At 40.9% G+C, this 12,730-nt stretch carries 8 protein-coding genes, 1 tRNA gene and 1 pseudogene; all 10 read left to right on the top strand.

Annotation, left to right across the window (positions count from 1 at the left end; translation table 11 throughout):
• A pseudogene (locus ACFIJP_RS06080) lies at positions 1–65 on the top strand (elongation factor Tu); the annotation flags it as partial.
• A gap of 47 nt (positions 66–112) precedes the next feature.
• A tRNA-Trp gene (locus ACFIJP_RS06075) sits at positions 113–188 on the top strand.
• A gap of 201 nt (positions 189–389) precedes the next feature.
• On the top strand, positions 390–602 hold the full coding sequence (secE, locus tag ACFIJP_RS06070) for a preprotein translocase subunit SecE (protein WP_012755023.1): 213 nt from the start codon (positions 390–392) through the stop codon (positions 600–602).
• Between the two features lie 20 nt (positions 603–622).
• Complete coding sequence (gene nusG, locus ACFIJP_RS06065) at positions 623–1,153, top strand: transcription termination/antitermination protein NusG (RefSeq protein ID WP_012755024.1); 531 nt, start codon at positions 623–625, stop codon at positions 1,151–1,153.
• Between the two features lie 149 nt (positions 1,154–1,302).
• A complete protein-coding gene (rplK, locus tag ACFIJP_RS06060; protein WP_375626292.1) occupies positions 1,303–1,731 on the top strand; it encodes a 50S ribosomal protein L11 in 429 nt (142 codons plus the stop codon).
• Between the two features lie 4 nt (positions 1,732–1,735).
• A complete protein-coding gene (rplA, locus tag ACFIJP_RS06055; RefSeq protein WP_375626290.1) occupies positions 1,736–2,440 on the top strand; it encodes a 50S ribosomal protein L1 in 705 nt (234 codons plus the stop codon).
• 357 nt (positions 2,441–2,797) lie between these two features.
• A complete protein-coding gene (gene rplJ, locus ACFIJP_RS06050) occupies positions 2,798–3,316 on the top strand; it encodes a 50S ribosomal protein L10 (RefSeq protein WP_375626288.1) in 519 nt (172 codons plus the stop codon).
• Between the two features lie 66 nt (positions 3,317–3,382).
• A complete protein-coding gene (gene rplL / locus ACFIJP_RS06045; RefSeq protein WP_012755028.1) occupies positions 3,383–3,754 on the top strand; it encodes a 50S ribosomal protein L7/L12 in 372 nt (123 codons plus the stop codon).
• 291 nt (positions 3,755–4,045) lie between these two features.
• Complete coding sequence (rpoB, locus tag ACFIJP_RS06040; protein ID WP_375626286.1) at positions 4,046–8,194, top strand: DNA-directed RNA polymerase subunit beta; 4,149 nt, start codon at positions 4,046–4,048, stop codon at positions 8,192–8,194.
• Positions 8,195–8,366: 172 nt separating this feature from the next.
• The gene (gene rpoC / locus ACFIJP_RS06035) at positions 8,367–12,578 is read left to right on the top strand and encodes a DNA-directed RNA polymerase subunit beta' (protein WP_375626284.1); all 4,212 of its coding nucleotides are present in this window, start codon (positions 8,367–8,369) and stop codon (positions 12,576–12,578) included.
• Positions 12,579–12,730 lie beyond the last annotated feature (152 nt).

The following is a 12,730-nucleotide window of genomic DNA, read 5'->3' as shown; positions in this document are numbered from 1 at the left end:
GTTTTGCTATTCGTGAAGGTGGTCGTACTGTTGGTGCCGGTATCGTCTCTAAGATCATTGAATAAATAATGCTTGTTAAAGGGATGTTAAAAGTGTTTTAGTTTTGAGAGTTAGGGGTATAGCTCAGTTGGTAGAGCGGCGGTCTCCAAAACCGCAGGTCGCGGGTTCAAGTCCTGCTGCCCCTGCCAAAGGGGAATAGAATTTTTCATATAAGGGAGTGGGTTTTGCTGCCTTTTTCGCTTTTTTTGATATAGGGCTTGTTTTTTTGTGTATGAAACGGTATTGAATAGGAAGTAAGGAAATTGCATAAGTCGAAAGTTGGCTTTTGCATTTTTTTCTGTTTATTTTTTTATAAAACACAATAGGGCTAGAGAGAGTATAGTGTGACGATGGCATCTAAAACCAATCCGATTACCTTTTTGAAGCAGGTTTATGCAGAAACAATTAAAGTGAAATGGCCTACACGTCGTGAGACGGTTATTTCTACTGTTATGGTTTTGTTGGTAACTGCGTTGGCTTCAGCTTTCTTTTTTATTGTGGATCAGGTTATGCATTTTGGTGTTTGGCGGGTTATTGATCTTCTGAAATATCTTTTTAGTTGAGAATGTAAGGAAGTGTGACTGTGGCAGCTCGTTGGTATATTGTTCAGGCATATTCAAATTTTGAAAAGAAAGTAGCGGAAGCTATTGATAAGGAGGCAAAGCAAAAAGGACTTGATCATCTTTTTGAAAAGATTTTTGTTCCAACAGAGCGTGTTGTAGAGGTTCGTCGTGGGCGAAAAGTTGATGCTGAGCGAAAATTTTTTCCTGGTTATGTTCTTGTTCGTGCTGAGTTAACAGATGAAGTTTATCATCTTATTAAGAATACGCCTAAAGTGACAGGTTTTTTAGGGTCGGATGCGCGTCCTGTTCCCATTTCTGATCGAGAGGTTGAGCAAATTCTCAAACAAGTTCAAGAAAGGGTTGAGTCTCCAAAGTCTTCTGTATTGTTTGAGGTTGGAGAGCAAGTTCGCGTTGCTGATGGTCCTTTTGTTTCGTTTAATGGAATTGTTCAAGAGGTTGAAGAAGAGCGCTCTCGTCTTAAGGTTGAAGTGCTTATTTTTGGGCGTCCTACGCCTGTTGATTTGGAATTTGGTCAGGTTGAAAAACTCTGATTAAACTTAGAGTAGTTTGAATTACTTTAAGGAAGGAGTGGGAGGTGATTTATGGCTTTTGTCGGCTTAATGATCCGAACCACGTGACTGCAGCGGGTAGCGGGCAAGATAAATTGTCAGTATACCAGTGAAATTAAAGGCAGATTGTTATGGCAAAAAAAAGTATAGGTCAGCTTAAGTTGCAGGTTCCTGCAGGAGCTGCTACTCCATCTCCACCGATTGGTCCAGCTCTTGGGCAGCGCGGTATTAATATCATGGAATTTTGTAAGGCGTTTAATGCAGCTACACAAGAAATGGAAAAGGGAGCACCGATTCCAGTGGTTATTACGTATTACCAAGATAAATCTTTCACATTTTCTCTCAAGACGCCTCCTGTATCATTCTTTTTAAAGAAGGAGGCAAACCTGAAATCTGGTTCAAAAGAGCCTGGTAAAGTGTCTGTAGGAAGCATTTCTCGTGATAAAATTCGTTCGATTGCGGAATCAAAGATGCAAGATCTTAATGCGAATGACATTGAGGCAGCAATGCGTATGGTTGAAGGTTCTGCTCGCTCGATGGGCTTGGAAGTGGTGGGGTAATATTATGGCAAAAGTAGCAAAAAGAATAAAAAATATCCGAAAAGATATTGATTTTAATGAACTTTACGCTTTGAAAGATGCCGTTTCAATGGTTAAGGAGCGTGCAGTTGCTAAGTTTGATGAAACAATCGAAATTTCAATGAACTTGGGTGTTGATCCTCGTCATGCTGATCAAATGGTTCGAGGAGTTGCTCATTTGCCTAATGGAACAGGGAGAAATATTCGTGTTGCCGTTTTTGCTCGTGGGGATAAGGCTGAGGAAGCTAAGGCGGCAGGAGCTGATATTGTAGGGGCTGAAGATTTGTTTGAAAGCATTAATGGAGGGACTATAGACTTCGATCGTTGTATTGCAACACCAGACATGATGCCTCTTGTTGGTCGTCTTGGTAAGATTCTTGGTCCGCGGAGTTTGATGCCGAATCCGAAAGTTGGTACTGTAACACTTGATGTTGTCGGTGCTGTCAAAGCTTCTAAAGGTGGTGCTGTTGAGTTTCGTGTGGAAAAAGCTGGTATTGTGCATGCTGGTATTGGTAAGGCTTCTTTTGGTGTTGAAAAAATTGTAGAAAATATAAAGGCCTTTGCAAGTGCAGTTATTAAAGCCAAACCGCAAGGTGCAAAAGGTGAGTATATTAAGCGCGTTGCTGTTTCTTCGACTATGGGAATTGGTATTAAAGTTGATCCAGCAACAGTTCGTTCAGAGTTAGTATAAGCTGATTTATAATTTTGTTTTTGGGTATGTGAATATCAAAATTGTATTTAAAATGCTGGTTTTGATCAGCATTTAGCTATCTAAGCTTTATAGAGCTTAGGTTATGCCGGGAGAAATTCCGGAATATCCTGTCCGAGATTGTAGGTGATGCTTTTAAGTATCTTAATCAAAAAAACCTGCATGAGACTGGGGTAAAAACTGAGAGTTAAAAGACTTAAAGGGTTTGAGCCAAGGTTGCCTTTGAACGCTGTGCGTGAAAAAGGGGACAGGATCCTCATCGGTGACATGAAGTATTTTATGTTATCAAAGGTAACCAATAGGTTTGTTTTAAGCAAATCTGTTAAATGGAGAGAGACAGTGAATAGAGCGGAAAAACGCGAATTTGTTACATGGCTTAACGAGGCTTTTCGGAAGTCTGGTTCTGTTGTTGTTGCACATTATTCCGGTCTGACAGTTTCACAGATGAATGATCTACGTTCGAAAATGGGTGAAGCTGGCGGTGCCGTTAAAGTCGCCAAAAACCGTCTTGCTAAAATCGCTCTTCAGGGCACGGAATCTGAATCGATAGTGGGTTTGTTTACTGGACAGACACTTATTGCTTATTCAGAAGATCCGATCACAGCACCGAAAGTTGCTGTTGATTTTGCGAAAAGCAATGACAAATTTGTCATCCTTGGCGGTTCAATGGGGGCAACAAGTTTAACTGTAGATGCTGTGAAGTCATTGGCTTCATTGCCTTCATTAAACGAGTTGCGTGCAAAACTTGTGGGTATGATTTCTACCCCTGCGACCCGTATTGCACAGGTTGTTAATGCCCCAGCTAGTCAGGTTGCACGTGTCATTGGCGCATATGCTCAGGAGGATAAGGCGGCTTAAGGCTGTTCTGTTTTTTTGGATAAAATTTAATAATGGTTCAAATCTTTTAATTGAAGGAATTTAAAAATGGCTGATCTAGAGAAGATCGTAGAAGACCTTTCTAATCTAACCCTTTTGGAAGCCGCTGAGCTTTCTAAGTTACTTGAAGAAAAGTGGGGAGTTTCGGCTGCTGCTCCTGTAGCTGTCGCTGCTGTTGCTGGTGCTGCTGCTCCAGCTGCTGAAGAAAAAACAGAATTTGATGTTATTCTTGTTGAAGGTGGTGCGCAAAAAATTAATGTTATTAAGGAAGTTCGTGCTCTTACTGGACTTGGTCTTAAAGAAGCTAAAGATCTGGTTGAAGGGGCACCTAAGCCTATTAAAGAGGGTGCTTCTAAAGAAGAAGCAGAAAAAATTAAATCTCAACTTGAAGCTGCTGGTGCTAAAGTGGAACTTAAGTAAATTTAATTTTATCGGCGGGCATTTATGTTCGCCGATTTTCTTTCTCTCAATACAAAGAGGGAAAATAATGAGTAAAAAACCTTTTCCCAACGGTTTTGTAACAGTAATGGGATAGGTTTACACTACCCATCCCTTCATCATAGAGTCAAGAGATAAAAATGGCTTATGTTGGTGGGGAAAGTTAATGATGCTCATTGTTGAGTGTCAAGTGAACTGGTCTGCATATGCAGGTTAATGATATAAGGCTTTCAAGGTTGGTCTACCTTGAAGAGTAAAGATCAAGGAGCGACGATGGCTCAGACTCACGCAATGATGTCTCAATTCAATGGTCGTAAGCGCGTACGTAAATTTTTTGGTAAGATTCCTGAAGTAGCAGAAATGCCGAATCTTATTGAGGTTCAAAAAGCGTCATACGATCAGTTTCTCATGGTTGAGGAACCGAAAGGTGGACGACCAGATGAAGGTTTGCAAGCTGTTTTTAAATCGGTTTTTCCTATTTCAGATTTTTCCGGTACAGCTATGCTTGAGTTTGTTGGTTATGAATTTGATTTACCGAAATTTGATGTTGAAGAGTGCCGTCAACGTGATTTAACTTATGCTGCCCCATTAAAGGTCATATTACGTTTGATTGTTTTTGATGTTGATGAGGATACCGGCTCCAAAGATATCAAAGACATTAAAGAGCAAGGCGTTTATATGGGCGATATGCCTTTAATGACGACGAATGGTACCTTTATTGTTAATGGTACGGAACGTGTTATTGTTTCGCAGATGCATCGTTCTCCTGGTGTCTTTTTTGACCATGATAAAGGAAAGTCCCATTCATCAGGAAAGCTTCTTTTTGCTGCTCGTGTTATTCCGTATCGTGGTTCTTGGCTTGATATTGAGTTTGATGCTAAGGACATTATTTATGCGCGTATTGATCGGCGGCGCAAGATTCCTGTTACTAGTCTTTTGATGGCACTAGGTATGGATGCGTCGGATATTTTATCGACGTTTTATGATAAAGTGACTTATGAGCGTGATGGAGAAGGATGGCGAGTTCCTTATTCTGTTGATCGCTTTAAAGGAATGAAGCTCATTTCTGACCTTATAGATGCAGATAGTGGTGAAGTCGTCGCGGAGGCTGGTAAAAAATTAACAGTTCGTACTGCGAAGTCTTTGGCAGAAAAAGGACTTAAAGCGGTTAAAGTTAGTGAAGATGATTTATTAGGTTGTTATCTAGCCGAAGATATCGTCAATTACGAAACAGGTGAAATTTACCTTGAAGCTGGTGATGAAATTGACGAAAAAGTATTAAAAATTTTGCTTGATGTTAGTGCTGATCAAATCAATATCCTTGATATTGATCATATGAATATTGGCGCTTATATCCGCAATACTTTAAAGGTGGATAAAAATGAAAGTCGACAGGATGCGTTATTTGATATTTACCGAGTGATGCGTCCAGGTGAGCCCCCAACAATCGATACAGCAGAAGCAATGTTCCATTCATTGTTTTTTGATCCAGAGCGTTATGATCTTTCAGCCGTTGGGCGTGTTAAGATGAATTTGCGTATGGATCTTGATTGTCCAGACACAGTTCGCATTTTACGCCAAGAGGATATTCTTGCTGTTGTTAAGATGTTGGTTGAATTGCGTGATGGTCGTGGCGAAATTGATGATATTGATAATCTTGGCAACCGTCGCGTTCGTTCCGTTGGAGAATTGATGGAAAATCAATATCGCATTGGTCTTCTTCGTATGGAGCGTGCGATAAAAGAGCGCATGTCATCGGTTGAAATTGATACAGTTATGCCACAGGATTTGATCAATGCAAAGCCTGCTGCTGCTGCAGTTCGTGAGTTTTTTGGGTCTTCACAATTGTCGCAGTTTATGGATCAAACTAATCCATTGTCGGAGATTACCCATAAGCGCCGTCTTTCTGCTCTTGGTCCAGGTGGCTTGACTCGTGAACGGGCGGGTTTTGAAGTTCGTGACGTACATCCTACGCATTATGGTCGTATTTGTCCGATTGAAACACCAGAAGGCCCCAATATTGGTCTCATTAACTCCTTAGCAACATTTGCGCGAGTTAACAAATATGGCTTTATTGAAAGCCCATATCGAAAAATTGTTGATGGAAAAGTCACAAAAGAAGTTATTTATCTTTCAGCGATGGAAGAAGCAAAGCATTATGTTGCTCAAGCTAATTCTTCATTAGATAGTGAAGGTCGTTTTACAGAAGAGTTTGTTGTTTGCCGTCATGCTGGTGAAGTTTTAATGGCGCCGCGTGATCATGTTGATTTGATGGATGTTTCACCAAAACAATTGGTTTCAGTTGCAGCAGCGCTTATTCCTTTTTTGGAAAATGATGATGCGAATCGTGCGCTTATGGGATCGAACATGCAGCGTCAGGCAGTTCCTCTTGTCCGCGCCGAAGCGCCATTTGTTGGGACAGGAATGGAGGCCATTGTTGCACGCGATTCAGGAGCTGCTGTGAGTGCAAAACGTAGTGGTGTTGTTGATCAAGTCGATGCTACCCGTATTGTTATCCGTGCAACAGAAGATTTAGATCCTTCAAAATCAGGGGTTGATATTTACCGCCTACAGAAATTTCAGCGTTCTAATCAGTCCACTTGTATTAATCAGCGTCCTCTTGTACATGTTGGTGATAGGATAGAGAAAGGTGATATCATTGCAGATGGTCCATCCACGGATCTTGGTGATTTAGCTCTTGGGCGGAATGTTCTCGTAGCCTTTATGCCTTGGAATGGATACAATTATGAAGATTCTATTTTGTTATCCGAGCGCATTGTTGCTGATGATGTTTTTACTTCAATTCATATTGAGGAATTTGAAGTTGCAGCACGCGATACAAAACTTGGGCCTGAGGAAATTACGCGCGACATTCCTAATGTTGCGGAAGAAGCGTTAAGAAATCTTGATGAAGCTGGCATTATTTATATTGGTGCTGAAGTTCAACCAGGTGATATTTTAGTTGGAAAGATTACCCCAAAAGGTGAAAGTCCCATGACGCCAGAAGAAAAGCTTCTGCGTGCAATTTTTGGGGAAAAGGCATCCGATGTTCGTGATACTTCTATGCGTATGCCTCCTGGAACTTTTGGTACTGTTGTTGAAGTTCGCGTTTTTAATCGCCATGGCGTGGAAAAAGATGAACGTGCGATGGCAATTGAGCGTGAAGAAATTGAGCGTTTAGCAAAAGACCGTGATGATGAACAGTCTATTCTTGATCGCAATGTTTATGCGCGCCTTACCGATATGTTGACAGGTAAAGTTGCTGTAGAAGGTCCGAAAGGCTTTTCGGGCAGTAAAAAGCTTGATAGTACAGTAATGGGGCATTATCCACGATCCCAGTGGTGGCAATTTGCTGTTGAGGATGAGAAGCTTCAAAATGAAATTGAAACTTTGCGCAAGCAATATGATGAATCAAAAGAAGCATTACAACGTCGCTTTATGGATAAAGTTGAAAAGGTCCAAAGAGGTGATGAAATGCCTCCTGGTGTCATGAAAATGGTGAAGGTTTTTGTGGCTGTGAAGCGGAAAATCCAACCAGGTGATAAGATGGCGGGACGTCACGGGAATAAGGGTGTTGTTTCACGTATTCTTCCCGTAGAAGATATGCCATTTCTTGAAGATGGGACCCATGCTGATATCGTTTTGAATCCACTTGGTGTGCCTAGTCGTATGAATGTTGGACAAATTCTTGAGACGCATCTTGGTTGGGCATGTGCGGGGATGGGCAAGAAGATTGGTGATTTGTTAGAATTGTATCAAGAGACTGGGGATATATTGCCGTTGCGTCAGCGTATTGAAAATCTTATGCCTGATGATAATCAAAATGAACCAGTCCGTCAGTATGATAATGAAAGCCTTTACAAATTGGCATTACAGATGAAGAAAGGGGTTTCAATTGCGACGCCTGTTTTTGATGGAGCACATGAGTCTGATATTAACATGATGCTAGAGGACGCAGGCTTAGATAGTTCAGGGCAAGTTACGCTTTATGATGGTCGTACTGGAGAACCTTTTGATCGTCGAGTAACGGTAGGATATATTTACATGTTGAAATTGCATCACCTTGTTGATGATAAGATTCATGCACGTTCTATTGGTCCCTATTCACTTGTTACGCAGCAGCCATTAGGAGGTAAGGCACAGTTTGGTGGTCAGCGTTTTGGTGAAATGGAGGTTTGGGCACTTGAAGCTTATGGTGCTGCATACACTTTGCAGGAGATGCTAACAGTAAAATCTGATGACGTGGCCGGTCGAACGAAAGTCTATGAGGCAATTGTGCGTGGTGATGATACATTTGAGGCGGGTATACCCGAAAGCTTTAATGTGTTGGTAAAAGAAATGCGCTCACTTGCTCTTAATGTGGAGCTTGATGATGCGCGTGAATTTATTGCACAGCGGGCATTGTCTGATACAGCAGAATAATAATTCAAAGAGCGCAGTAGAAAAAGGCTGCGCTTTGATTACTTTAAGAGGCTCAATAACCTTATTAAGGTTATATAGGTCATTTTTAAAAGTAAATGTATTTTAAAGAAGATCTGTTATAAAATAAATGAGATATTACAACAGGTTCTAAGAATCTTTGAAGGAGAACAGCATGAACCACGAGGTCATGAATCTTTTCAATCCTCAAGCGCCAGCGCAGACATTTGACTCTATTCGTATTTCTATTGCGAGTCCTGAGAAAATTTTGTCCTGGTCTTATGGTGAGATTAAGAAGCCTGAGACTATTAATTATAGGACTTTTAAACCAGAGCGTGATGGTCTTTTTTGTGCACGTATATTTGGCCCTATTAAAGACTATGAATGTCTATGTGGCAAATATAAACGCATGAAGTATAAGGGCATTATTTGTGAAAAATGCGGTGTAGAGGTTACTCTTTCGCGCGTGCGTCGTGAGCGTATGGGGCATATTGAACTTGCGGCACCTGTTGCGCATATATGGTTTCTTAAATCATTACCAGGTCGTATTTCTACACTTTTAGATTTAACTTTAAAAGATATTGAGCGGGTTCTTTATTTTGAGAATTATATTGTAACCGAACCAGGGTTGACATCTCTTAAGCTCCATCAGCTTCTTTCTGAAGAAGAATATATGCTTGCTATTGATGAGTTTGGAGAAGATCAGTTTACAGCTATGATTGGCGCTGAAGCTATTTACGAGCTTTTAGCTGGTATGGAGTTAAATAAAATCGCCAATGATTTGCGTCTCGAATTAGCTGAAACAACTTCAGAGTTAAAGCAGAAAAAACTGATTAAACGGCTTAAAATCGTTGAAAATTTTCTTGAATCTGGAAATAAGCCAGAGTGGATGATTATGAAAACAATTCCGGTTATTCCACCGGATTTGCGTCCATTGGTTCCGCTTGATGGTGGGCGTTTTGCGACATCAGATCTGAATGATCTTTATCGGCGTGTTATTAATCGTAATAACCGCTTGAAACGGCTGATTGAATTGCGTGCTCCTGGAATTATCGTGCGCAATGAAAAGCGTATGGTACAAGAAGCTGTTGATGCATTGTTTGATAATGGACGGCGTGGGCGTGTGATTACTGGAGCCAATAAACGTCCTCTCAAGTCTCTATCAGATATGTTGAAGGGCAAGCAAGGACGTTTTCGTCAGAACTTACTTGGGAAGCGTGTTGATTACTCAGGGCGTTCTGTTATCGTGACGGGACCTGAATTAAAATTGCATCAATGCGGTCTTCCGAAAAAAATGGCTCTTGAATTGTTTAAGCCTTTTATTTATGCGCGGCTTGATGCAAAAGGCTATTCATCAACGGTAAAGCAGGCAAAGAAGCTTGTTGAAAAAGAACATCCGGAAGTTTGGGATATCTTGGATGAGGTTATTCGTGAACACCCTGTTTTACTCAACCGTGCGCCAACATTGCACCGTTTGGGGATTCAGGCTTTTGAACCTATCTTAATTGAAGGCAAAGCTATTCAACTTCATCCACTGGTGTGTACTGCTTTTAATGCGGATTTTGATGGAGATCAGATGGCGGTTCACGTTCCGCTTTCTCTTGAGGCACAGCTTGAAGCCCGTGTTTTGATGATGTCTACCAATAATATTCTTCATCCGGCCAATGGTGCCCCAATTATTGTTCCCTCACAGGATATGGTTCTTGGTCTTTATTATCTTTCAATTGTTTCTGAAAAAGAACCAGGTGAAGGAATGGCTTTTTCTGACATAGGTGAGCTTCATTATGCCTTGGAAAATAAGGTTGTAACGCTTCATACGAAGATTAAAGGCCGTGTTAAGAATATGGGGAAGGATGGAAAAGAAGTTTCTAAACTTTATGATACAACACCTGGTCGTTTGATTATCGGTGAGCTTTTGCCAAGGAATTCGGATATCTCATTTGATATTGTCAATCAAGAAATGACGAAAAAGAACATTTCTAAAATGATTGATCATGTTTATCGGCACTGTGGACAAAAAGAGACGGTTATTTTTTGTGACCGTATTATGCAGCTTGGCTTTTCTTATGCTTGTCGTGCAGGAATTTCATTCGGTAAGGATGATATGGTTATTCCTGATAGTAAGTCGCGTTTAGTTGCAGAGACAGAAGCTTTGGCTAAGGAGTACGAACAGCAATATAATGATGGTTTGATTACACAAGGTGAAAAATACAATAAGGTTGTAGATGCTTGGGGTAAATGTACAGATCGCGTTGCAGATGAAATGATGAAACGTATTCAAGCCGTCGATTTTGATCCTAAAACAGGTCGTCAACGGCCGATGAATTCGATCTATATGATGTCGCATTCTGGAGCACGTGGTTCTGCTAACCAGATGAGACAATTGGCTGGTATGCGTGGATTAATGGCAAAACCATCGGGTGAAATTATTGAAACCCCCATTATTTCAAATTTTAAAGAAGGTCTAACTGTTAATGAATACTTCAATTCCACGCATGGTGCACGTAAAGGACTTGCTGATACTGCGTTAAAGACGGCGAACTCTGGTTATTTAACACGGCGTCTTGTTGATGTTGCACAGGATGCTATTATTTCGGCAGTTGATTGTGGTACCGCGAAAGGGCTTACCATGCAGCCAATTGTTGATGCAGGACAAATTGTTGCCTCACTTGGGCAAAGGATTCTTGGTCGTACAGCGCTTGTTGATATTCTACATCCTGTCTCTGGAGAGGTTATCCTTGAAGGTGGAGCGATGATTGAGGAAGCTGATGTCGCGAAGATTGAAGAAGCTGGAATTCAATCTGTTCAAATTCGTTCTGCTTTAACATGTGAAACACGTCTTGGTGTTTGTGCAAAATGCTATGGTCGTGATTTGGCGCGTGGAACACCTGTTAATCAGGGAGAAGCCGTTGGTGTTATTGCTGCTCAATCCATTGGTGAGCCGGGAACACAGCTTACTATGCGTACTTTCCACTTAGGAGGGACTGCGCAGGTTGTTGATTCATCGTATTTAGAGGCATCTTATGAAGGTAAGGTGGAGATTCGTAATCGTAATGTGGTTCGTAACTCTGAAGGCCATTTGGTTGTTATGGGGCGTAATATGGCTATCCTTATCAAGGATGAGTTAGGAAAAGAGCGCGTTGTACACCGTGTTAGCTATGGTGCCCATATTTTTGTTGATGATGGTGATGTGGTTAAACGTGGCCAACGTATAGCAGAATGGGATCCTTACACACGTCCAATTTTAACGGAAGTTGAAGGCTATGTGGGTTTTGAAGATATGATTGATGGTTTATCTGTCACTGAAACAGCTGATGAATCTACGGGTATTACGAAGCGTTTGGTGATTGATTGGCGCGCTAATCCACGTGGTGCGGATCTTAAACCAGCCATTATTATCCACGCAGATAAAGAAGGTGAATCCATTGCTAAATTGTATAAGGGAGGTGAAGCCCGTTATATGATGTCAGTGGAAACTATTCTTTCTGTTGAGCTTGGTGCTCATGTTAAGGCTGGTGATGTTATTGCTCGTTTGCCGATGGAAAGTGCCAAGACGAAAGATATTACGGGTGGTTTACCACGTGTGGCTGAGCTTTTTGAAGCGCGTCGTCCAAAGGATCATGCGATTATTGCTGAAGTAAGTGGCACGATTCGATTCGGCCGTGGTTATAAGAATAAACGTCGTATCATTATTGAACCAAATGATGAAACTCTTGAGGCAGTAGAATATTTGATTCCAAAAGGTAAGTTGTTTCACTTCCAAGAAGGTGATCAAATTGAAAAGGGAGATTATATCCTTGATGGTAATCCAGCACCTCATGATATATTGGCGATTAAGGGGGTTGAAGCTTTGGCATCTTATCTTGTTAATGAGATTCAGGAGGTTTATCGTTTGCAGGGAGTTCTTATTAATGACAAGCACATTGAAGTGATTGTTCGTCAAATGTTGCAAAAAGTTGAAATTACTGAATCTGGAGATTCTGGTTATATTTCAGGTGATAATGTTGATCGTATTGAACTTGATGAAATCAATGATAATTTGATTGCAGAAGGGAAGAAACCTGCATCTGGTAATCCCATTCTTCTTGGAATTACAAAAGCTTCTCTTCAAACGCCTTCTTTCATTTCGGCGGCATCGTTTCAGGAAACAACACGTGTTCTTACTGAAGCAGCAGTTTCTGGTAAAATTGATACTTTGCAAGGACTTAAAGAGAACGTTATTGTCGGTCGTCTTATTCCAGCAGGTACGGGTGGTACGATTTCTCAAATCCGTCGTATTGCTGCCGTTCGTGATGATTTGATTGTAGATGAGCAGCGTAAGTCTAGTAATAACGAAGTGGCTAAGGCTATGTTGACAAATATGACAACCGGCGCCGTTGCTGAATAATTTAAATATAACATCACATAATAAAAAAACGTCTGAACTTTATATTCAGACGTTTTTTTATCTCGAAATGCAGAAGTTGCATCTTTTCCTAAAAAATATCAAAAATTATAAGGCGATAGTTATTTTTAACATCTTTACTAGCTTATTGTTTT

This window comes from Bartonella sp. MU37NMGALS (assembly GCF_042194015.1).
Taxonomy (GTDB): domain Bacteria; phylum Pseudomonadota; class Alphaproteobacteria; order Rhizobiales; family Rhizobiaceae; genus Bartonella; species Bartonella grahamii.
Note: the sequence above shows the minus strand (reverse complement) of the source record. Positions and strands in the feature narration are given on the sequence as shown.